Raw genomic sequence first — 21,837 nt, 5'->3', positions numbered from 1 at the left:
ACTATCTTTTCCCGTTGTCGCTGGCCATCTTCCAAGCTGTATCAAAGAACTGCACTGCGCCATGAGTCTGAGCATTCCAGCCTCTACTCACAGCATTTACGTCCCGGTGAAAGCCGCCTACGGTTGCGCCAAAATGCCATAATTCGTCATCAACGATAGCAAAGCGATCGTGAATGCAATCGGCGTCTCTGAGGGCAAATGAGAGTGCTATTGTGATGGGCGGGGCGAGCTTGGCTCGGTCTTCTGTTACGAGCTGCCTTAAGTCCTCGAAATCCTTCTCGATTTCCTTCCTTGAATCATGATAGCCAGTTAGTATTTTTACATTTTGAATATTATCTGTGTAAAACCAGTCCACGACTTTTTTAATTCTTCGGCGATGATCTGGTTTTGGGCCATCCGCAGAGAATAAATGCTTGTCAATTATCCATACATTTTGTGCAGTACTAATCGCTTTTTCAAATTCTTCGACTAACCGCACATCCGCAATTGCACGACGAGCCTTGATGGCATTAATGCAGGGAAAATGGTGGCGTGATTCATCCCGGTAGGGCGCCTCGCAAGGTATGAGTAACTGCGGAGTAAAGTTTGTCTCCACCGCCTGCACGGTCGTACTGACGCTAATCTGGGACGAGAATTTAGCCATTATTAACGGCCTGTGCGTCCGGTGCGTCTTGCACCTCCGCGCCCTGTATCCCTTGTCCGTTCGGCAGGCCCTGCTCCTGCCCCCCTCCCTCCGTTTTTGGTGACTGCACTTCTTTCGTGCCTACCATGTCACGCCCGCAGTGCACACATGGCTTTTTGGGCGCTTCCCGCGGAACTTTGAAATCCTCCAGAGGAGCGGCGTTTTTGTAGAGGCCCATAAGGTGGTTGAGGATTTTTTCACCATGCGGTATGCGCATGATAAGCGTTGGCCGTATGCCGATAGAGTTCAGTGAGCTGCCGAGCATCCACACGCGACCATCGACGGCGAGGAATCGATCATGGAACAGACTGCTTTCTGTATTCGCTACTTTGACTTCAATACTATTTTTGTGATTGGCTTGGAATACATTCAAGTTTTGGAGCAATGCCTGGTGAGTGGCCAGGGAGCCCTCACTAGCCCCGGCCTCAGTACCGCCATCTGCTTCCTTGATCTTCTTGAAGGCGTTACTTGAGGTCAAGATTTGTATCTTTATCTCGTCTCGCTCTATGGCAAGCAGGTATTGGGGGATTTGATTTGCGCCGAAGTAGGGGTCTGCGATGAAAATAGTGGAGCGAGCGTGTTTGAGCTTTTCCCTGACGTGCTCGAGTGCTTCTTTGCGCTGGTCAGTCGTAAACCAAGTTTGATCATATAGCTGGGCGCTGTGATTGAGCAATCGTTCACTTTTTGCGACCAGCAAACGCTGAAAGGCGTCGGTTGTGTTCGGTGCCGCACCAAATGTTTGAGAGGATGCCAACGTTTTCTTTTCGGCAAAGTATTCATTGACAGGACTCTTCTTTTTATCAGTTTCAGGGGCTTGAACCTTGACGCGTCGTTCGACCAACTCTGTCGTCATGTTCATTTGGCGCATGAACTGCCGCATGGGCGTTTGCATCAACACCCCACGATCCTTGTGCGTCAGAACTAGCCCTGAGACGTGGATAGAGTATGGTCTTTTAATCTCAACCAACCCATCCTCCGGTACCGGAACTGTATCGAAGGAGGTGAGTACGCCTTCCTGGCCTTCCATTGAGGTCAAGCTTAGACCTTGAAGCTTCCGGCCTGGATGGGGCTTCAAATGGAAGTACAACGATTCTGAGCTGCCCTCTTTAGGATCAACGAATTGTCGGACTGAAAGCACATCGCAGTCAGGCACGGCGAGCGCCATCCCACCCAGATATTCAGGGTACTCCTTAAAATTGACATGCATGTGGTGCTCTAGAAATTGGAAAGCTTCTTGGCAGTGTTTGCTTTGTCCCTCTTGGCCAAGGAAGCTCGGCCATTCTTGGCTGTCCGAAATTCGACGCGAGTACCTCGTGATGCCGAGGTTACGGAACGGAATGGAAGAACGTTCAGATTTAAGTGTGATGTCGTCACTTTCCATTGGCACGCCCAGTACAGGCCAGCTTGGGAAGTCGCTTAGTCTGCCAGCGGAGAGGGGTACGTCGTCGGAGCCCTCCCGGAACCCATTTACCGGCCTAGGTGTATGAAGTTCTTCCGATGCGCTTCGGTACCATCGGACGGCCTCTTCCGCGGTCATGACGATACGGTCGACCGCAATAGCGCCTTCTTCCTTGAATTTTTTGAAGTAGGGCTTGGGAGGTCTCGATGGGACCTGTCTTCCTGACGCCAGGAACCAGACCGATGCGAACAGTAAACGCAGAGGAGGTTTTTCAGATGTACGTGGAGCGTCCGATGTAGGAAGCTTCGAAGATGGCGGTACAACCACCGCGACATGCACGACGGCATGTTCGAAGCCCTCAAGTAATTTGCTGTATGGGTTACTGCTTTCACTTTCCATGTAGGGCTCGGTATCGGCAGGATGCCTATCAGAGCTAGGATAGTGGCCTGGGCACTGCCCCTTCAACAACTGCGTACAACTTCCAATCCGATTAGGTTGTAGGCTGCGCAGACTGGGGAGCGTAAGCAGGGGGTCGAAGGAGATGATTCCCCAGGATTTCACGGTTGCGGCGCTCAACCGGATGAGAAGGCGCGGGGCACAGTTCAAGTACAAAACAGATGATGGAGCACTCCCTAAGAGTCAAGCTGAGTGGACGACCCTGCTAACGTCAATACAGAACCAAATCCTAGACGGGACCTTTAGGTTCAGGCCCTTCAGCACACGCTCTCTATCGAAGGAAAAGAAACTATTCTTTACGGGAGAGGGCGGGGCCGATTCGCTGCTTCCAGACTAGGGTCCAAGTTTGACTTTCAGGCCGGCCACCACCAATGCCTGATCTACGACCGACGGTAATTCCCAGGCCAATTCGCCCTCAGCCGACCGGCGCTGGACATGGTCGACCACGAACTGCAGCCTCGATGCCGTAGCGCGCCGCATCCCAGTCGGCCCAGTAGCGTAGGGCGCCGCTGTGGCTGCGAGTAGTGTTCTCGGCCGCCGCTTCGGCGAGCAGCTCGCGGACCGCATCGGCAGCCTGTTGGGCCAGGTGTTTACGTCAGACGATCCCCAGGACGCGGGCCAGCGGTAGTCCGGTTAACCTGGCCAAAGTTGCGCACATCGCCGTGTCCGGCAGCGAATAGCCGAATTTCCAGTTCGCACCCGCCACCAGCACCCTAAGGCCGCTGACGGGCTCCCTTGGGATAGGAGCTTGGGCAGGGGTAGGCACATGGATGCACTTATCGCCATCGCGCTTGTTGATCTGCAGCTCACCAAGCGCGCAGCAAACCAGTCGAACATCAACTGCACCTATGGGCACCAAGCGCAGCAGCGAAACTTGAGCAACTCAAGCTCATTCGAGCATGACCCGATCCGCCTCCGCGAGCAAGCAAACCTCCAGCTCGGTTGCTTCACGGGTCAGCTTTTCCAAAGCTTCCTCCACGGCCATGAAGAAGACCTTTCCTTTGAACTCCTCAAGCCGGCACCACGCCATGAACTGCCTGACCTCAATCATAGCGATGAGAACATTCTCCAATCGGGCCTGGTCAGCGGCGCGCAGTGTCGCGACGTCCTCAGCGGCCCAAACCACCAGATTCATTGCGGCCTCGAGCGCCGCGATTTTGGTCTCACGGAACTTCGGGGCAAGGGTCTCAAGAGTGTTACCGCCCTCCGGAAGACCTTCGGGAAGCGCTCGAAACCCCTTGATCTGGCGCTTGGCAAGACTGGCCTTGGAGATCATGTAGTCAAGGCGACGGGCGCGCGCGTCGCGATCACGATCGCGCGCCCGCCGCCCCTCTTCCTCGCGCTGCAGCTGAGTTTGATGCGCATAGTAGATCGCACCTGCTCCGATCGCCCAAGTCCCGACTCCAGCCATCCAATCGGCCCGGGTTCCGGTACCGAAGTCAAGGCCATAAGTCCAAGCCGCACCAAACATCAACCAGACTGCAGCAGCCCCAGCGAAGAAGACAATCGTTGTGGCAATCACAACACCAATCAAGGACAGCTCGAACGTTTTGGTCTTCATGCCCCCCCCCCCTGTGGCGCGCTGGTGAATGGTTGGATTCTGGCATGAACCAGCCCCTTCTGATCTTGGTTCTGCTGGCCGCCATCCTGATCGTTTACATCGGAGGCGCAAAGCTCGTTGGCCGCTCGACCGGCGAGATTACACCGCCTCGCAGCGGTCCCGCGAGGCCGAGCTGATTGCAATCGCACAGGCTGAGATCGCCGCGACCACCAATGTTCAGCTATTCATCGAAAAAGCGGTCACTACGAATTCTCTTGCGATCCCCTTCCAATCGCTCATCCTCGACGTTGAGGAGCTCAAGAATCCCATCGGCTTCAACCTTGATCGTCGACGCCACCCTGAGAAGCTCCACAAGGAATGGCTTCTCTGCATCGACAAAATCCTCTTCGGAGGTCGCCAGCGCATTGGTCGCGCTGGCGCAAGCCGACTCAAAATCCTCTATCGAGATGCTGAAGGCATTCATAGCATCGATGACGTCGGTATCGAGAACGATTCCTCCGCGATCCATCCAATCCATCCGCTTTATCTGCTTAAGCCCCACGTTTATCGAGCGGGCCAAGCCGTTTGCGCTATAGAATTTTCCATCGTCAAGCGAGTCCTCGTCGAAGAGAGTCATACAGTACTTCGTGATGTCAAACTTGACGATCAGGTCATTGAGAGCGAACAACTTCGCGTCAATACCTACAAGCCTCTCGGTCCTCACTTCGAACATGCGGAGCTTGTGCGCCTCACCGGCATATCTCCATGCTCCCGCACCAATTATCCATGTGCCTAGCGCAGCAAAGATCCCAGAGATTGCGGCCCACCAATCGGCTCCGTCGCTTCCTTCACCGCCCCCAAGGCCGTAAGACCACTCAAGCTCAAACAGCAGCCACGTTGTGACTGCGCCAGCGCAAAACGACAGAGCGATAGCGCACGTCAGCGCCCATATCGAAATTTCAATTCTGGAAGAAGTCCTCATTGCGCCCCCCTGCGGCGATTCTGTGCGTGGGGGGATTCTGGCATGACCGAGCCCCTTCTTGCCTTCGCACTGCTGGGTGCCGTCGTGGGCTTCTCCATCGGCTGCGCTCGCATCGTTTCGTGGTACTGGATCGGCGTGTCGTGGTACTGGATCGGCTTGATCATGCCGCCGCCCAGTGCACCAAGGAAGCGGCCCTCGTCGCCCAGGCACGCGCCGAACTGGCCGCGACCGGCTGGACCCCGCATGACGAATCGCCGTATCAGGCCGAGATTGCTGCATCGAAGCGCGGCGACCTGCTTTCCGTTGCCCGCTTCGCTGAGCAGCAGGAGGCTGTCCATGGCTGAGTTCTTGCTCGATCCGCTGGTGGCCTGTGTGGTCGGCGGCATGCTGCTCACAGGCCTGTATTGGTCGCTGGTGTTGGCCATGCGCAACAAAGGGGAGACGCAATGGCCGCTGATCGCGCTCGCTTCCGCATGACTGTCGAGGGCGGGGCAGGGGGCTATTCCCCGCTTTCGCCCGGTGAAAAGAGGCAGCGGGCGGCGGCGGGGATTGGCCCGGGAGTAACACGGGCCAAAAGGGTCAGGAAGACGCAATCATCGACTACCTGACCTTTGTGGTCCCGCTCTCCGCCCTTGAAGAAGTCAACCGCAAGAAGCTCAACCTCTTGTTGTTCCGCATTTTCGGCTTTCGGGGTGAAGTCGTTGCCGGTGCTATCCGTGAGAAGCACTGGAATTTCGACGAGCAGTCCGCGGTGCTGATTGACCATGAGAACGAGGTCGTTGGTCGGGTTGGTATCGGTGGCAAGAAGAACACCGTGTGCATCAGCCTCACCGACATGGGGTGCAAGTGGATTCGCGACCGCGCCCGCATTTTTAAGCAGGTTTCCATGCTTGACGCGAAGATCACTCGCATCGGCATCCGGCCTGCCTTCATCCCGCTGGGTGCGCGCTGAGGTGCGCCTGTTCAGCAAGCACATGGAAATCCCGTTGGATGTGCTACTCAACCCCGGCTCCTACCTGCGCGGCGCGTACAGCGCCCTGCAGAACCTGATTACTGGCGTATGCATAAGCCTCTCGGGGCCGCACCGATCGGGCGACCACGACCACCAGGCCATGTCGCAGGGATCCAGCTGGTGACCCTTCGGGGTGAACATGTGGCCGCCCTGAAAACCGAAACCGGCCCAAGGGCCGGTTAGATCTATGCGGTCGTGCGGATCAATCGTGATCATGCTGCGAGCTCGTCCTTGTCGGGGGAACGAGCAGGAAGGCAAGAGCCGAGCCAGAGCCGGAGCCATTGCCAAGAGGAGCCGACGAAGGCTGCAACAGACCGATACAGTATTGCGCATAATGTATAGACGGTGCCACATCAAAACCGGCCGGCATTGCCGCCTGAGCCTTGTGGGGCAGGGAGAACCCAACTGCCAGGCACAGCGCCATAGCCGTGATTGCTAAACGCTGTGCCAGCGCTGCCCATGCCTTGCCTGCCTTGCCATCGGCGCGCACCGCCTTGATGGCTACGAGCCATTGCACCGGGTCATCCCCGGCCATGATTGCCATCTCTGCAATGTGCTCTTCATCCGGGTAGGCATCGCCGTTTCGCCACTTCGACACGGCCTGCCGGTGCACCCCAAATTGCGTCGCAAGGGCGCTATCTGATGCGATCCCGGCTCGCTGCCGAGCCTTGTCGATGAGGGTGCTTACGATGCTCATGTCCCGTACCTAGTTGACAATCTGTCCCGCAATCAGGTTACATGCTCCCCGTCCCGTGTACACGGGACACCCGCCACCGGCACCCCAAGGCCGCTGGCGGGTTCCCTTGGGGTAGCGCTTGGGAGCAGAGCCACCTCCATGAAGCACCTAGATCAACTCTTCAAATTCCTTGCGCAGCTGCGCCGCAAGACGATCTCGATCCCAAGCAAGCGCTTCGTTCGTGGCGACAAGCCCGTTAAGGGCATCGCCAAGCGTCCCGTCCAGTATCCGCACGTCTCTGGAGACGGTCCGAATAACTCCTTCGTTCTCACTTGCCGCTCGCTCGCGGGGGTGCTGCATGAAATTGTCGTTGATGTAGGCGATCCGACCCGCCAAGTCGTTAGCAATACGAATGGCGATACTCATAACGAGGTCTGTGGAATCTGTGGCTGTGGCCCGATCCTCCGCACTCCAGATAGGCTGCCCCACGACATCAATAATTTCATTAAAGGCAACACTGACGTCGTAGAGCGCAGCATTCTCGAACGCGGCCCCATGCTCCTCCAGAGCCTTGAAGTACTGAAGCGGACGGTCCAGACGGTTTCGGGCCGAGATCGTTGCCGCAATTGCCGCTCGAAGCTGGGATATCTCGAGCTTCATTCTCAGCATCTTTTGCTCTCTGCGTTCGTGCAATCGAAGCCGACGATCGCCGGAAGCGAGCACAAACGCTGCCAAACCGACGACCCACGTACCAATCGCCGCCACCCAGTCCGCTGCGGAGCCGGGTTCATCGAATATTTCGAGGCCGCTTGGTGTAAGCCACCCTTTAGCGATGATCAGCGCGGCCACGAGCAATATCGCAAGCCATATGATGCGCGCTATGGACAGTCGATCAAAGATTGCTCGAGTCGTCTGATAGCGCAGCGGAAGCTTTGTCGCACTCATTCCTTCCCCTGGTCCCGACATAAGGATGGGGGGATTTTGGCATGACCCAGCCCCTGATCGCATTTTCCCTGCTCGCGGCCATCACTGCCGTTTCCGTCGGTGCCGCTCGCATCGTGTCCTGGCTGCTCGACCGGCGCGACTGCGCCGTCATCCAGCGCGCCAATGAAGCCGCCTTTGTCGCCCAGGCACAGGCCGAACTGGCCGCGTCGGGCTGGACCACTCGGGATGAAGGCCGCTACCAGTCCCGCCGTCACGGTGGCCGTCATGACTGAGTTCTTGCGCGATCCGCTGATCGCCTATGTGGTCGGCGGCGTGCTGCTCTCGGGCCTGTATTGGTCGCTGCTGTTCGCGCTGCGCGACAAGGGGATGCGCAATGACCGTTGATCGTGCTCGTTTCCGGATGGCCGCTGATGGGGCGGCAGAGGGCTTTTCCCCGCTTTCGCCCGGTGAAAAGGGGAGGGCGGCAGCGGCGGGAATTGGCCCGGGGAGTAACACGGGCCAAAAGGGTCAGCAGGACGCAATTATCGACTACCTGACCATTGTGGTCCCGCTCTCCGCCCTTGAAGAAGTGAACTGCAAGAAGCTGGATCTGTTGCTGTTCCGCATGTTCGGCTTTCAGGGCGAAGTGGTTGCCGGTGCGATTCGGGATCGCAACTGGAATTTCTACGAGCAGTCTGCCGTCCTTATCGACCGGGAGAACGAAGTCGTTGGCCGCGTCGGCATCGGCGGCAAGAAGAACACCGTGTGCCTGAGTCTCACTGGAATGGGCTGCAAGTGGATTCGTGACTGGCCGCGCGTCTACAAGCAGTGCGCCATGCTCGACGCCAAGATTACCCGCGTGGATTGCGCGCACGACGACTACGAAGGCGAGCGCCTGGACGTGCATGCGCTGCGCGAAGTCGCCGCACAGGGCGGCTTTACCGAAGGCGGTTGCCCGCCGCGTCATCGTTTCATCTCCGATGAAGGTCACAACACCGGCTGCACGCTGTATGTCGGTGGCAAAGGCCACAAGGAACTGTGTGTGTATGAGAAGGGCAAAGCCGAGGGCCTGCCGTCTTCTCGCTGGGTGCGCGCCGAGGTGCGCCTCTACGGCAAGCATATGGAAATCCCGCTGGATGTGCTGCTCAACCCCGGCGCTTACCTGCGCGGCGCGTACAGCGCCCTGCAGAACCTGATTACTGGCGTGTGCACTCGGCTGCGCACGATCCGCAAGCAAGTTGAAGTTTCGGCTGAGGCGATGGTGCTGTGGTTAGAGCGCCAAGTCGGCCCGGCCATCGGTGTTCTGCATGGAGCGTTCGGTGATTCGTTCTCCGACTTCCTGCTGGCCCGCGTCGTCCGTGATGGTCACCCCGGACGTTTTCGCGGTATCGCAAAGGGTGACGCACTCCATCGCTACGTGAGAGAAGAACTATGCCTATCTGCCGCGTGAAGTCCGCTGCCGTCGAAGAACGGCACAACAGCAAGACCAACTCCATCATCCGTTCCCAGATGGTCGGCCTCGATTTCGGCAACGGCTTCGAGTTGCCGTTCCGTGTCGGTCTCGGCTCGCGTCCGTCGTACCCGCCGGGCGAGTACGACATTGACCCGCAGTCCTTCGCGCTGAGCCAGTACGGCGATCTGATCCTGAAGCGCTACGTGGATCTGGTCCCGCTGCAAGCCAAGGCCGCAGCACCGGCGGCAAAGCAGTAAGCCATGGCCGTGTTGATGCCCGCGTGCTTGGAGGCGAACTTTGACGCCGCAACGGGAACCTGCACGGCAATGGTGTGGATTCCTCAGCCGTCACTTCTGCCGGAGCTGGCGGTTGAGGATGCGCAGTTGATAGGAGCAAAGATCGCGCTCCTGTGGGCTGTGGCTTATGCGCTCCGGCTCGTTCGCAAATCAATCCACCACTAGGAGATTCACGTGAAGAAGTTCATCCAGTCCCTCAAGGGCAAGAGTGCCGCTCTGCTCGCAGTTGGCTCCACTGCAATGGTTGCGCTCCCGGCCATGGCCTCTGGCGGCACCGGCGGCGTGGACGTTGCTGGCGTTGTCAGCGCTATCGAACAGGCTGGCACTGCTGTCGGTGATATCGGCAAGGCCGTGATCCTGATCTTCGTCGGCATCGCGGTCTACAAGTGGGTGCGCCGCGCCCTGTAACTCTCGCCGGTGGGCAGGGCCGACTCCCTCCCACCGGTCTCTTGGGGTACCACGATTCTGTAGGGGCGCGTTATGGAAGGCTGGATCTGGCTCGTTGCGTGGCTAGTGGCCTGCGCGATCATCTTTGTGGATTTCAACTGATGGCTCGCTCGTTTGCACTCGTTGCGCTGATCTTCGCAATGTGCCTGCTCTCGGTACGTTCGGTCGAGGCAGCAGAGGCGGATCTGCCTTGCCGCCCAGCGGCGAACTGCGAGCAAGGGCACGCATTCTCGCAGTCGCTCAATGACGCTGCGTACATTGCGGCGATGCAACCGAACGCTGTTCGCTGCGACATTATTTCCGGACCAATACATGTTGAGTCCGCGCGCCACTACCGCGTTGAGCGACGTTGCTACAACCAGGATGGCGGCTCTATTGGCGGCTTCGGTGTAGCGTACTTCTACGGATCAACCTGTGAGGCTCGGCCCGACTGGAACGGGCCATATCCTTATCTCAACGGCGGAAAGCCCAAGAACGGCTCAGTCACTTGCAACGACGGCTGCAAACAGGCTTGGTTCTCGACCGGCGATGGTTACTTCAATGGAAAGTATGACGTTGATCCGGGAACGTGTAGTAAGTACGACGATCAAGAATGCAAGGCCCAGTTTGGCAGCGGCTACTACTGGAATCAGGCGATGTCGGCCTGCGAGCCCGAGGAGTCCAAGTGCAAGGACGGTGCTAAGGCAAACTCTCTCGGCGCGTGTGAGCCGGAGCCTTGCCCAGAGGGCATGGCACAGAATCCTGATGGCACGTGCAAGAAGAAGGACAACGAGTGTCCTGCTGGCCAGGTCAGATCACCCGACGGCAAATGTCTTCCCGGCGACGGACAGTGTGCAGCTGGCGAGGTTCGTGGCCCTGATGGGACATGTAAGAAAGACGCCGATGGCGACGGCGACCCTGATGATCCAGGCGAAAAGGAGTCATTCTCTGGAGGCGATGACTGCAACTCTCCGCCTTCCTGCAGCGGATCTCCCATTCTGTGCGGGCAGGCGCGAATTCAATGGCGCATTGAGTGCAATACGCGCCGTAACCGCAACATCGCGGGCGGGCTTTGCAGTACGCCTCCTGTCTGCACTGGTGACAAGTGCGACGCGATGGAGTACTCCAGCCTGCTGATGCAGTGGCGCTCAGCGTGCGCTTTGGAAAAGCTGGCCGCTGCAAATGGCAACGGTGGTGGTGACAACGGCGACGTCAAGGCGATTCGTGACGCGCTTACCGGTACTGGCGGCAGCGTCAACCCCGGTACCGTTCCCGGCTCCGATGCATGGGTTGCAGGTACGGGCCAGCCGACCAAGCCGGACACGTCGGGCTATGGCTGGGGCGGCGGATCTTGCCCATCCATTCCAGCAGTCGATTTTATGGGCGCAAGTATCCAGTTCGACGCTGCGCCGCTCTGTAGCTGGCTGTCTCTTGGCTCATTCTTTGTCATGGGTCTCGCGGCGCTTGGCTCCCTCCGAATCGTTGCTAGCAAGGACAGCTAATGCCACTTCTTATCGCCTCGTTGCTGTCTGGACTCGCTGCGATTTTCCGTTCTCAGATCGGAACATGGATCGTTACTGCAATGGCGTGGCTTGGCATCGCCTGGGCTACGCACGAGTTCGCCGTACAGCCGTGGATTGACAACATGCAGGCACAACTTGCTGGCGGGACACCCGGCGGTCAGTGGGGGTCCGTTCTAATGGCCTATGCCGGCATCATGAAGTTCGATCAAGCCTGCACCATGATCGCGTCCGCCGTAGTTACGAAATTCGGTGTAAGTGCCGCACGCGCTGTGCTGGTCCGGAGGGTCTGACGTGCCCATTGAGATATTCACCGGGCAACCCGGTAACGGCAAAACCGCTTTGATGATGGAGCGGCTGATCAAGGAATCGAAGGAGGCTCAGCGTCCCATCTTTGCTGCCGGCATTGATGGCTTACAGCCGGGCTTGGCAACAGTGCTGAAGGACCCCCGTGAGTGGAATGCTGTCAAGCCCGGTGAGGTTTGCACATGCAGCGACACTGAGTCCGATGATCCTTGTACCGCGCATGTAATCCCAAATGGCTCGTTGATCTTTGTCGACGAGTCATGGAAGTGGTTTGGGCACTTGCATGATGCTTCTCGACAGGCCACGCCAAAGCACGTCCTTGAACTGGCTGAGCATCGGCATCGCGGATTGGACTTCGTTTGGACGCTCCAGCAGCCGAACCAGCTGTTCCCCTTCGTCCGAGGCCTTATCGGCTCTCACTCGCACGTTGTGCGCCGGTTCGGCACGAAGTTCATTGATGTGTTTCGTTGGGGCGAGTTGCAGGAAAATATCAAGTCGTCCGGCAAGCGCGAGCTCGCCCAGCGCACTACGCGGCTACTGCCGTCTGCCAGTTTCGGCAGCTACAAGTCTGCTGAAGTCCACACCATCAAGGCGAAGCTTCCTCTCAAACTGGTGGCGCTTCCCGTCATTGTGGTCTTGGCTATCTATCTCGCATGGTCTGCATGGTCGCGACTGGATGATGCCCCTAGTGCGCATGGCAATGCGGGGAGCGCAAAGCAATCCGCGTTAGCGGATGCTGGCGCTGCCCCGCAGGGCTTCGCATCCGTTGGAAAGGCGCAGCCGCGTTGGAAGTCTGCGAGCGAGTACGCCAAGGATCATCTGCCGCGTATTGCCACTATGCCCTGGACTGCGCCTGTCTTTGATGCCCGGCCAACCGCAAGTGATCCGTTGCTTGTTTGCATGTCTTCTGGTGCGGGCTTGGATGGTCTTGGCAATCACGTAGAGGGTTCGTGTACTTGCGTTACAGAACAGGGCACCGCATACGACATTAGCCAACCTGAGTGCCGCACGCTTGCTCGCCGCGGCCCCGTATACAACCCTTATCGCCAGAGAAGCGATCAGCAGCCACAGCAGCAGCTTCAACCGCAGGTTGCGGGCGAGGGCAGGGGGGCGGTTGGTGTCGGCGACCTCAACGGCTCCGTGATTCAGCGTCAGACGCGCGCGCTTGGCTCGTTCCCGGAGTCGCCTGTTTACACCAGCAGCACCAGCGTCACGCCGCCCACAACTAGGGATTTGTGATGACCAGCAGCGCACGCGAAGTGTTGAAGTGGCTGGCGGTCATCCTCATGACTGGGGATCACATCGCCAAGGTGGTCTATGGCGGGTACGTGCCTGGACTCAGTGAAGCGGGGCGCGTTGCCTTTCCGTTGTTCGCGCTGGTGATGGCGTACAACCTCGCTCAGTCCGGCGCTGACGTGGGCAAGTCCGTTCGGAGGCTCGCGTTGTGGGGTGTCATCGCGCAGCCGGTGCACGCGGTGGTTTTCGGCTACTGGCTGCCGCTGAACATCCTGCTCACCTTCGCGCTCTCCGCCGCGGCGCTGTATGCGGTCAATCAGCGCGGATGGACAGCGTTGGTGGCATTCGCGGTCGCTGCGCTGGTGCTACCAGCATTCGTGGACTACCAGTGGTCTGGCGTGTGGTTCGTGCTGCTGACTTACTTCGGCTACCGTGAGAAGTCGCCCGGCGCGCTTCTTGCGGCCTTCGTGCCACTGTGCATCTTCAACGGGAACCTCTGGGCCGTTATGGCTGTTCCCGTGGCCGCACTGCTGGCGCACAGCCAGTGGCGCGTAGCGAGGGCAGGGCGAGCGTTCTACGGCTACTACGTGGGCCACCTCGCCGCGCTGGGTGCGATTGCCCTTATAGCTCACCCATGAGCCGACTGTTCGATATTCAGTACTGGGTTGCCCGATGGATGGATAGGGCGTTCGCGCGTCAGCAGACGAGCGTCAAGAACTAAGCACTCACGGGCAGGTCTCGCCCGGGATGTTCTCCCAGCCGCCCGGGATTCGCCGGAACGCGACGCCGCCGATGCAGCGAATCTCGGCGCGACGCTGCTGGATCTCACGTTCTGCGGCTGCTCTGCGCAAGCGAATTTCGGCGACAGATGCGTTTCTACGCTCTTCTTCGGCAGCTTTAGCCATGGCTGGCTCGGCATCTTTTGGTAGAGCAGCTGCGATCGGGGCTTTTTTGTCGCTGAAGCGTGTTGTCCAGGCTTCGTTTGTTCTCACATGTAGCCAGATTCCGGCGACGGCCATTCCCAGCAGGAATACCGCCCACAGGCCCAGCCACGGAAAGCTCCAGCGTCTTGCAGGAATCGGTGGCAGGTAATCAGGTCGTTCGCGTTCCATACGTCCCCCAAGGCGTCCTGTGCGCATTCTAGCCGGGGTGTAGGGGCGTTGCCCCTACGGGGGCGCCTCACACGCGCTGGCGCGGCCTCGGCCCACGGCTCATGTAGACCACATTGGACGATTCGGCGCCGGGACCGGGAGCACCGACGCCAGACCGCCGTTCTCGGCGAATTCTGAGGGCTTCGGCTAGGTAGATGACGCTGGATTTGGTTGTGGCAGAAGCCTTTGGTGGTGGCGCCGACCGGGGGACCATCTCGGCACGCGCCTGGGCCATCATCAGGCGCCATTCCCGGGCGATGTTGCAGGTCAGCGACCACCAGGCCATATCGCCGGGCTCCAGCTGGTGGCCTTCGGGGGTGAACATGTGGCCGCCCTGAAAGCCGAAACCGGCCCAAGGGCCGGTTAGATCTGTACGGTCGTGGGGATCGATCTCGATCATGCTGCAAGCTCATCCTTGGCAGGTGGCCGCGAAGGATGACAGGAGCCGAGCCAGAGCCGCAGCCATTGCCATGCGGAGCCGACGAAGGCGCAGATCCGGGCAATCCTTGATTTCGCATAATGTATATTATGTTCTAAGCCGGCTGACTTGGCTGCCACTTGCTCCTGCCCAGGCCCACTACTGAGTTGCAACCACTTCCCAGGCCGATCTCCCAGGCTGACGCCCGGAGTTCGTCTACCTGGCTCGCCACCAACCCCAGCCCCGCGGTCAGCCCTCGGCCAGCGCTGCATCAGCACGCCCGCGCCGTTGAAGCCAGCGATCGTCTCCCGATAGATCTGCCGAGCTCACACACGCTTTCTCACCCAGATATCGCGCCGAGCCGCAATCAGCCGCTCAGCCTTAACTGACGCCGGCCCGTCCATCAAATCTGCGCGTCTGGGCTGCAACCGAGCATCCAGATTCTGGCCACGGGTCCGGCGAACGCAACAGGCCAGCGGCACCAGCAGGTTGGCGTGCATCGCATCAGCAAGCCACTGGGGGTGATGCGCACTTGCCGACGTTACCACTTGGAGCGGCCCACAACCCCCGTCCAAGCGCCCGCTTCCGCACGCTCTACAGCACCTGGCCCGCAAGCCCGGCGCAAATCGCTCACCTCGTCCCGTCACCCAATCAAGGAAGCTGCATGATGACTCGACTGCTGCACGACCGTTCGCCGCCCTCCCCTTTGCCAACCCCTTGGCGACTGCCGTAATCAGTTCGCTGCTGCTGGCAACGGCGCTGCCCGCGATGGCCACCGAATCACTGGATGCCTGGCAGCAACAGCGCCAGCTGCAGGAAGGATGGGCGCAGCCGACGATCAGCAGCGTTACTGTTTCATCCGTTGCCGGCCCCGCCTCGGCGACGCTTGCGCCGGCAGCGGTCGCCAGCACTGCCATTCTTGGCAATGCTGGTGATCCAGGAAGCTGGCGCACCGATGAGTTCAAAGCGGACTGGGGTTTGGCTGCCATGGGCGCCGAGTTCGCCTACGCTCGCGGCCTGACCGCCAAGGGCGTCCGGCTGGGTGTTTTCGACGATGGCGCCGGCCTTGGACATCCAGAGTTCGCAGGCAAGAACCATCGGAGCATCCGCCTGGCGGGCGTTCTTGCCGATGGCAGCTTGTGCCCGGCAGAAGTGATCGAAGGCCCCAACAGTTGCTTCAGGACCGATGGCGATCAGGTCCAGCTCACCTATCAGACCCTTGAGCCTCGATACGCCGCTTTGCTCAATCGAAACAACTATTTTGAAGGGGTCACCTATGGAACACATGGCACCCATGTGTCCGGGACGATCGCTGCCAATCGGGATGGCTCCGGCATGCACGGCGTAGCCTTCGGTGCCGACCTCAGTGTCGCCCGCCTGTTTTCCAACAGTGTGGCGCATCTCAGTGTTTCGCCACGAATGACGCTCGAGCGAAACTCCAAATCCGTCAGCGCCCCTACAGCGGCCTTCAGCCAGTTGTACGAACAGCTCGAACAACAGCAGATCCGGGCCATCAACCACAGCTGGGGGCTTGCTACCGAGCCGAGCACGGCCCAGCAGATGGACGTCTATCTGTCGCATACGGTTTTCGCCGACAGGCTGGCCGTGATGGCCACCGCTTCGCGCAGGACCGGCCTCATTCAAGTATGGGCTGCAGGCAACACCGACGCGCCCAATCCATCTCCACAACAGGCGCCGATCGCAGGCATGTACGCCACGCTGCCACGCGCCCAGAGGGATGTTGAGCCGTACTGGCTGGCTGTCTCGTGAACGTCAATGAAGCCCTGGAGCTGAGCAATCGCTCCATGCGCTGCGGCCTGGCGGCAAACTGGTGCTTGGCAGCACCTGGCACGGCAATTCTTTCCACAACCTATGGCTCCAAAACCAAGCTTGACGCCACGCTTTCCAAGGACAGCGCTGGCAACGTCACGATTGACACGCGGAGCCTGCTGCCGGACTACGACTACGTCAAGAAGAGCGGAACCTCGATGGCCGCTCCGCACATCACCGGCGCATTGGGTCTGTTGTTTGAGCGCTTCCCCTATCTGGACAATGCGCAGGTGCGTGACGTCCTGCTGACAACGGCGCGTGACCTCGGCGCGCCGGGAGTGGACGATGTCTACGGCTGGGGCATGGTCGATCTGCGCAAGGCTATCGAGGGCTATGGCTCGCTGCGCGTGGACACCGACGTGGCAATGAACCAGAAGGCCGGCGGCCTGAAAGTCTGGGAAGGTGACGCCTGGGACGACTGGACCAACGACATCGCAGGCCCCGGCAAGCTGACCAAGTCCGGCATCGGTTGGCTGCGCCTGAGCGGCGACAACAGTTTTAACGGTGCGGTGCTGCGCGAGGGCACGCTGGAGTTGAACGGCAGCAACACCCTCACCTCAGCGGTCGAGGTGCAGAATGGCCAGCTCCTGCTCAACGGCACTCTGGTTTCCACCGCACTGAACACCACTGGCGGTGTCAGCACGATCAGCGCCAGCGGCGTACTGAAGGACAGCAACCTGGTGGTCAACGGCGGCGTAGTCTCCTTCAACGGCACGCAGAGCGGCGGCACCACCACGGTCGACGCCAACGGCCTGCTGAAGGGCATCGGCACGCTCGGCAACACCCGCGTGGATGGCATCATCGCGCCCGGCAATTCCATCGGCACGCTGACCATCAACGGCAACTACGTGCAGGGCGCTGCCGGCACCTATGCGGCCGAGCTCGCACCGGGCAGCCGCAGCGACCAGCTGCACGTCACCGGCACTGCGACGCTGGGCGGAACCTTGCTGGCACTACCCGAGCCGGGAGTGTATTACCTGGGCGAACAGTTCAACGTGCTGCGCGCCGATGGCGGCGTGAGCGGCCAGTTCTCGAAGACCGATTTCAGCGCGTTCTCGCCTTTCCTGCAGTTCAGTGTGGCCTACGCTGCCAATACCACGCGCATCGACGTGGCCCGCGGCGCCCTGCTGGCAACCGCGGCCGGCACTCCGAACCAGCGCGCCGTGGCCGCTGCTGCCGATACCCTCGCGATCAACCAGGGCCTTCCCAAGCCGTTGACCCAGCTGTTCCCTCAGCAGGTGGCTGCCGTACTGGATGGCCTGAGTGGCGAACTGCACGCTGCGACGCCGCTGGCGCTGGTCGAAAGCAGTCGCTATGTGCGTGATGCGGCGTTGTCGCGCCGCGCCGGCGCAGCCGCACCAGGCGCCGGTGGCAACGACGCCACCGGGGTCTGGGTGCAGGCGATCGGCGGCAACGGCAAGCTGGATGGCAATGCCGGAACGGCACGTACCGAAGCCAACAGCAACGGCCTGCTGGTCGGCATCGACCGCGAGTTCGATGGATGGCAGGTCGGCCTGCTGGCCGGCACCGGCCGCACCGACGTGAAGCAGCAGGATGGCCGGCGTGCCAAGTCGAAGATCGACAACACCCACTTCGGCGCCTACGCCAGCCACAACTGGGGTGGCTTCGGCCTGCGCGGCGGCGTGGCCTGGAGCAAGCACGAAGTGGAAAGCACCCGCGAGGTGGCATTCACTGGCTTCAGCGACACCTTGAGCGCGCGCTATGACGGCCGCACGCGTCAAGCCTTCCTTGAAGCCGGTTATCGCTTTGGCGGGCCCGAGGGCGGGTTGGAGCCGTATCTGCAGGTTGCGCGGGTGGAAGTGGACCTGAAGCGCGTCAACGAGCACGGAGGTGCGGCGGCGCTGCGGGGCGAGGTCGACGACACCGGCACCACCGTGGCCACCGCCGGCCTGCGTTTCGACAAGGGACTGAAGGCCTCGTTCCAGCAGGAAAGCTGGCTGCACCTGCGCGGTGCGGTGGGCTACCGCCAAGCATCTGGCGACCGCAGCCAGGTGGCCAACCTCGCCTTCGTCAACGGTGGCACCGCGTTTGCAGTCAGTGGCGCTCCCATTGCTGACAACGCGGTGGTGGCCGAACTGGGCGTGTCGGCATGGCTGAGCCCGCGCCAGCAGTTGGAACTGGGCTACAGCGGCCAGTTCGGCAGTGAAAGCCGCGACCATGGCGCGAACGCGCGGTGGTCGGTGCGGTTCTGATTGCAGCACGCCCATTGAGCGGCATTGGGGCGGCCTTACGGCCGCCCCTTTTTTAAGTTCATTGAGGCTCCGCTGTCGTTGGCGCGCCCATCGAGCGTGACGCGTCACGTTAATAGGCGCCGCCACACCCGGATTCGGGAGCGCCGCATGCGAAAACGGCAACGAGCGCTTCACGAATATTGCAATGATCAAAGACGCAACAGGCTGCGCTGACGGACCCGCGTAGCGCCATTCCCGACACAGAGCTCCAGCTTTTACCAACTCCGCTCTAGGAAAAGTCTCAAAAATCGAACGTTTTCGATGCTCGACGCGACAGCAGCGCCAGAATGGGCGCCACGCCACTCGGCGCTGACAACACTGCTGCGCATGAACGGATTCCCTGCACCGCGCCGGCTTCGCCTGGCGCTGCTCGATGACCATGACGTCGTCCGCCGCGGCACGGCCTTTCATCTCGGCAACGACAGCCGCTTCGAGATCGTCGCCAGCCACAGTGACAGCCAGGCCTTCGTGCTGGCCCTGCAGCAGTGCCGCGCGGATGTGGCGATCATCGACATCACCCTGGCGCCGGGTGATATCAGCGGCGCCGAGCTCGTCCAGCATCTTCGACAGGCGCTGCCGCGGGTAACGCTGCTTGGCTTCGCCGGGCAGAATTCGGTGGCGATCATCAACCACCTGCTGGATGCGGGAATCAGCGGCTTTGTCGGCAAATCCGAGCCTTTGGCTGAACTCTCCGACGCGGTTGTGCGCGTCTCGCAAGGACTTTGCCGGATACCGCCTTCGTGCAAGTTGCTGACGCCCTGCGATGCCCTGAGCCGGAATGAGCGCGAGGTCATTCGATTGGTTCTGGACGGGCTGACCGTCTCCGAGATTGCCCTGCACCGGCACCGCAGCGTCAAGACCGTAAGCACGCAGAAGATTGCCGCCCTGCGCAAGCTGGGGCTGCGCAACGACGCGGAGATCTTCGCCATGCGGCAGCAGCTGGAGGCCCTGTGACCGCGCTGTTGAAGCGCGCCCGCAAATCCCTGCTGCTGGCGCTGCTCACACTGCTTCCCTGCACGTCTGCCGGCGACATCCAGCACGGAGAATGGGCGGCTGGGCGCGAGGTCCGGGTGGCCGCGGGACCCACCCTGCACCCTGCCCCCGAAGATGCCGCCAACACGGAAGTGCTGCAGACGCTGGCGCATGGCTATGCTGCGCTCGTTGCCCGCCATTCCGGCCTGGCCTTCGTTGAAGTTCCCTTTCCCAGCACCCTGGCAGCGATGAGTGCCGTCTGCGAGGGACGGGCTGATCTGGTGCTGGTGCAGGGTGCTGGCGATGGGGCGCACCTGCCCTGCCCCAGCCTGGCGCCATCGCGCAGCTTTCATGGCGGCGCGAGCGTGCTTGCCGGCCGCATCGGTGAGCGCTTGCCGCGGCGGGTTGCCGATGCCGGCACGCTGCGGATCGCTGCCGTTGACGGCGGCCCCTATCCGGCGTGGCTGGCCGAGCACTATCCCGCAGTGCCCGTGCTGCCCCAACCCAGCATGCGGGCGGCATTGGCTGCGGTGGATGCTGGCATTGCCGACGCAGCGATCGGTCTGGAATCCACCGCGCGTGCGATGGCGCGGCGCTACTTTTCCCACAGCCTGCGCCTGCAAGTGCTCGACGCCAGTTTTCCGACCCAGCTGCACCTGCTTGCCAGGCGCGAAGACCAGGAGCTGCTTGAGCGCATCGAGGCAGCACTGGATGACATCACCATCGAAGAACATGCCCAGCTCCTGCAGCGCTGGGCCCAGCAGGCGTTGCCAACCGCGTTCGGCCACAAGGCCCGCGGAGGTTTCGATGGCGCCACGCTCTGGCTATTGCCAGCCGCTGCCCTGCTGCTGACGCTTCCATTGCTGGCTGTGCGCAGATTGCGCCAGCAGCAGGGCCGTGAACGGAAGCACGCACAGATGACCGGCATGATCAGCCATGAGGTACGCAATTCCGCCCAGGCCGTCATGGCGTCAATCGACCTGCTGGGGCAAGCGCCACTGCCGGCCAGCCAGCGCGAACTGGTGGCCTCCGCTGCAAATGCGGGCCACGCGCTGCGCGGACTGCTTAATCGCACACTGGATTTCTCCCGCCTGGCCAGCGGCACTTTCCGGCCAAAGCGAGAGCCCTGCGACGTTCCCGCACTCTGCACGCAGGCACTGCAGGCCATCGCGCCCCAGGCGCAGAAGAAAGCTCTGACCCTGCAGCTCTGCCTGCCGCAGACGCCGTTCCCGCTGCTGGCGACAGACCCGGACTGCCTGCGGCAACTGCTCGACAACCTGCTCGGCAATGCCGTCAAGTTCACCGATGTAGGCGGCATTGAACTGCGCCTGCAGCTGGACGCACCAGCAAAGCCCGCAGCATTGCTGATGGAAGTCATCGACAGCGGCATCGGCATCACGCCAGCGCAGATGGCTGGGCTGTTCGAGCCCTTCCGGCAGGCCGACGCGGGCAGGCAGCGCGGTGGCAGCGGGCTGGGCCTGTCCATCTGTCGCACGTTGGCCGAAGCCATGGGCGGCACTCTGGATGTTCATAGCGTGCATGGACGTGGCAGCCGCTTCATTGTTCATCTGCCCGTGCAACCGGTGCAGGAAGATGCGCAGAACGCTTCAACAGCGGCCGCCCTGCCCCGGCTGGACGGCATGGACATCCTGCTGGTCGAGGACCACGCGCTGAACCGACAGGTCATTGCAGCCCAGCTGCGGTGCTGGGGCGCGACGGTGCAGGAGGCTGCCAACGCCGACGAAGCATTGGCACTGCAGAAGGAGGCGCCCTGCCCGCTGGTGATGCTGGATATCGGCCTGCCGGGAATGGATGGCTACTCGCTGGCCCGGCAATTACGGCTGCATGAGGCAGAAGGAGCGCCTCGTGCCCGGCTGCTTGCGCTTTCCGCCTTCAGCGGTGGCGACCACGCACTACGCTGCCAGGCGGCCGGTATCGATGCGGTACTGGTCAAGCCGCTGCAGATCGATGCGCTGCTGCGGGCTCTCGATCAGCCTGTGACCGCCACTACCAGCGAGGGCATTGCCCAGGAACTGGTGGCCGCCTACGAAGAAGACATCGATCGCGAACTGCAATGCCTGCATGAAGCGATCGGTCATTGCGATGCCGTGCGGCTGCGCCATCACGCGCATCGACTGCAAGGGGCGTTGCAGATGCTCGGCGCGGGCGGCATGGCGGCGCTTGCCGGTGAGCTCTGGGAGTTGGGCGACTGCGTGCCACCCAGGTGGGACGATGCGCGCCAGGTACTGGCCGAGATGCAAGGCTGGCGCGGCTCCCGGCGTGCGGGAACCGCGCCGGCGGCCTGA

The 21,837-nt window shown here is 60.9% G+C and carries 24 protein-coding genes and 1 pseudogene; 15 read left to right on the top strand and 10 right to left on the bottom strand.

Features of this window, described 5'->3' with window-relative positions:
* Position 1: 1 nt before the first annotated feature.
* The 4 genes and pseudogenes from CR156_RS08745 to CR156_RS08725 all read right to left on the bottom strand — a co-directional run bounded on the left by CR156_RS08745 (position 2) and on the right by CR156_RS08725 (position 4,098).
* The gene (locus tag CR156_RS08745; RefSeq protein WP_100552527.1) at positions 2–643 is read right to left on the bottom strand and encodes a hypothetical protein; all 642 of its coding nucleotides are present in this window, start codon (positions 641–643) and stop codon (positions 2–4) included.
* Entirely contained in the window at positions 636–2,480 is a 1,845-nt protein-coding gene (locus CR156_RS08740) for a VPA1262 family N-terminal domain-containing protein (RefSeq protein ID WP_100552526.1), read from the bottom strand. Before CR156_RS08740 ends, CR156_RS08745 begins: the two co-directional genes overlap by 8 nt.
* A gap of 393 nt (positions 2,481–2,873) precedes the next feature.
* Positions 2,874–3,123: pseudogene (locus CR156_RS23145) on the bottom strand (integrase); the annotation flags it as partial.
* Between the two features lie 303 nt (positions 3,124–3,426).
* Positions 3,427–4,098: a hypothetical protein gene (locus CR156_RS08725; RefSeq protein WP_100552524.1), complete on the bottom strand. Its 672-nt coding sequence runs from the start codon at positions 4,096–4,098 to the stop codon at positions 3,427–3,429.
* A 44-nt stretch (positions 4,099–4,142) separates the two neighbouring features.
* Here CR156_RS08725 and CR156_RS23295 point away from each other — a divergent pair, with 44 nt between their 5' ends.
* Positions 4,143–4,274 carry a hypothetical protein gene (locus CR156_RS23295; protein ID WP_279324074.1) on the top strand — a complete coding sequence of 44 codons (132 nt, stop codon included), beginning with the start codon at positions 4,143–4,145 and terminating at the stop codon, positions 4,272–4,274.
* Positions 4,275–4,318: 44 nt separating this feature from the next.
* Here CR156_RS23295 and CR156_RS22945 read toward each other — a convergent pair whose 3' ends face one another.
* Together CR156_RS22945 and CR156_RS22940 are read right to left on the bottom strand one after the other, a co-directional pair.
* Complete coding sequence (locus CR156_RS22945) at positions 4,319–5,059, bottom strand: hypothetical protein (RefSeq protein WP_165780955.1); 741 nt, start codon at positions 5,057–5,059, stop codon at positions 4,319–4,321.
* A complete protein-coding gene (locus CR156_RS22940) occupies positions 5,056–5,397 on the bottom strand; it encodes a hypothetical protein (RefSeq protein ID WP_165780980.1) in 342 nt (113 codons plus the stop codon). Before CR156_RS22940 ends, CR156_RS22945 begins: the two co-directional genes overlap by 4 nt.
* Between CR156_RS22940 and CR156_RS22935 the strand changes: the two genes are divergently transcribed.
* A complete protein-coding gene (locus CR156_RS22935; protein ID WP_165780979.1) occupies positions 5,396–5,536 on the top strand; it encodes a hypothetical protein in 141 nt (46 codons plus the stop codon). The two genes, CR156_RS22940 and CR156_RS22935, sit on opposite strands and share 2 nt — an antisense overlap.
* A 136-nt stretch (positions 5,537–5,672) precedes the next feature.
* Positions 5,673–6,011 carry a hypothetical protein gene (locus CR156_RS08715; RefSeq protein WP_100552523.1) on the top strand — a complete coding sequence of 113 codons (339 nt, stop codon included), beginning with the start codon at positions 5,673–5,675 and terminating at the stop codon, positions 6,009–6,011.
* 262 nt (positions 6,012–6,273) lie between these two features.
* Here CR156_RS08715 and CR156_RS08705 read toward each other — a convergent pair whose 3' ends face one another.
* Positions 6,274–6,768, bottom strand: a complete 495-nt coding sequence (locus tag CR156_RS08705; protein ID WP_100552521.1) for a DUF3693 domain-containing protein — start codon at positions 6,766–6,768, stop codon at positions 6,274–6,276.
* A 147-nt stretch (positions 6,769–6,915) separates the two neighbouring features.
* Positions 6,916–7,692 (bottom strand): hypothetical protein, encoded by a 777-nt coding sequence (locus CR156_RS08700; RefSeq protein WP_100552520.1) that lies wholly within the window; start codon positions 7,690–7,692, stop codon positions 6,916–6,918.
* Between the two features lie 41 nt (positions 7,693–7,733).
* On the opposite strand from CR156_RS08700, the gene CR156_RS08695 reads away from it, so the two are divergent.
* The 8 genes from CR156_RS08695 to CR156_RS08660 all read left to right on the top strand — a co-directional run bounded on the left by CR156_RS08695 (position 7,734) and on the right by CR156_RS08660 (position 13,546).
* Positions 7,734–7,964, top strand: coding sequence for a hypothetical protein (locus CR156_RS08695; protein ID WP_100552519.1), 231 nt, complete (start codon positions 7,734–7,736; stop codon positions 7,962–7,964).
* Between the two features lie 101 nt (positions 7,965–8,065).
* On the top strand, positions 8,066–9,121 hold the full coding sequence (locus tag CR156_RS08690) for a replication initiation factor domain-containing protein (RefSeq protein ID WP_100552518.1): 1,056 nt from the start codon (positions 8,066–8,068) through the stop codon (positions 9,119–9,121).
* Positions 9,103–9,381, top strand: coding sequence for a single-stranded DNA-binding protein (locus CR156_RS08685; RefSeq protein ID WP_100552517.1), 279 nt, complete (start codon positions 9,103–9,105; stop codon positions 9,379–9,381). The genes CR156_RS08690 and CR156_RS08685 overlap by 19 nt, the downstream gene beginning before the upstream one ends.
* Positions 9,382–9,594: 213 nt before the next feature.
* Positions 9,595–9,828, top strand: coding sequence for a major capsid protein (locus CR156_RS08675; protein ID WP_243381754.1), 234 nt, complete (start codon positions 9,595–9,597; stop codon positions 9,826–9,828).
* Positions 9,829–9,926: 98 nt separating this feature from the next.
* Positions 9,927–11,348, top strand: a complete 1,422-nt coding sequence (locus CR156_RS22715; RefSeq protein ID WP_133120069.1) for a hypothetical protein — start codon at positions 9,927–9,929, stop codon at positions 11,346–11,348.
* Positions 11,348–11,659 carry a DUF2523 family protein gene (locus CR156_RS08670; RefSeq protein ID WP_100552515.1) on the top strand — a complete coding sequence of 104 codons (312 nt, stop codon included), beginning with the start codon at positions 11,348–11,350 and terminating at the stop codon, positions 11,657–11,659. Before CR156_RS22715 ends, CR156_RS08670 begins: the two co-directional genes overlap by 1 nt.
* Position 11,660: 1 nt before the next feature.
* Complete coding sequence (locus tag CR156_RS08665) at positions 11,661–12,911, top strand: zonular occludens toxin domain-containing protein (protein ID WP_100552514.1); 1,251 nt, start codon at positions 11,661–11,663, stop codon at positions 12,909–12,911.
* Positions 12,911–13,546 (top strand): TraX family protein, encoded by a 636-nt coding sequence (locus tag CR156_RS08660; protein ID WP_100552513.1) that lies wholly within the window; start codon positions 12,911–12,913, stop codon positions 13,544–13,546. The genes CR156_RS08665 and CR156_RS08660 overlap by 1 nt, the downstream gene beginning before the upstream one ends.
* 87 nt (positions 13,547–13,633) lie before the next feature.
* Here the strand turns inward: CR156_RS08660 and CR156_RS22710 are convergent, their stop codons facing one another.
* Positions 13,634–14,020 (bottom strand): hypothetical protein, encoded by a 387-nt coding sequence (locus tag CR156_RS22710; protein ID WP_133120068.1) that lies wholly within the window; start codon positions 14,018–14,020, stop codon positions 13,634–13,636.
* Positions 14,021–14,087: 67 nt separating this feature from the next.
* Entirely contained in the window at positions 14,088–14,459 is a 372-nt protein-coding gene (locus CR156_RS08655) for a DUF3653 domain-containing protein (RefSeq protein WP_207764194.1), read from the bottom strand.
* A 678-nt stretch (positions 14,460–15,137) separates the two neighbouring features.
* On the opposite strand from CR156_RS08655, the gene CR156_RS23390 reads away from it, so the two are divergent.
* The 4 genes from CR156_RS23390 (at position 15,138) to CR156_RS08640 (ending at position 21,837) form a co-directional block, all read left to right on the top strand.
* Positions 15,138–16,247 carry a S8 family serine peptidase gene (locus tag CR156_RS23390; protein WP_409349569.1) on the top strand — a complete coding sequence of 370 codons (1,110 nt, stop codon included), beginning with the start codon at positions 15,138–15,140 and terminating at the stop codon, positions 16,245–16,247.
* A complete protein-coding gene (locus CR156_RS08650; RefSeq protein ID WP_409349547.1) occupies positions 16,244–18,520 on the top strand; it encodes an autotransporter domain-containing protein in 2,277 nt (758 codons plus the stop codon). The genes CR156_RS23390 and CR156_RS08650 overlap by 4 nt, the downstream gene beginning before the upstream one ends.
* A gap of 300 nt (positions 18,521–18,820) precedes the next feature.
* Entirely contained in the window at positions 18,821–19,513 is a 693-nt protein-coding gene (locus CR156_RS08645; RefSeq protein WP_331273760.1) for a response regulator transcription factor, read from the top strand.
* Positions 19,510–21,837 carry an ATP-binding protein gene (locus CR156_RS08640; protein WP_243381752.1) on the top strand — a complete coding sequence of 776 codons (2,328 nt, stop codon included), beginning with the start codon at positions 19,510–19,512 and terminating at the stop codon, positions 21,835–21,837. The genes CR156_RS08645 and CR156_RS08640 overlap by 4 nt, the downstream gene beginning before the upstream one ends.

Origin of the sequence: Stenotrophomonas lactitubi (assembly GCF_002803515.1) — a bacterium.
GTDB lineage: Bacteria > Pseudomonadota > Gammaproteobacteria > Xanthomonadales > Xanthomonadaceae > Stenotrophomonas > Stenotrophomonas lactitubi.
The sequence above is the reverse complement of the archived record's forward strand: the minus strand, read 5'-3'. Positions and strand labels throughout refer to the sequence as shown.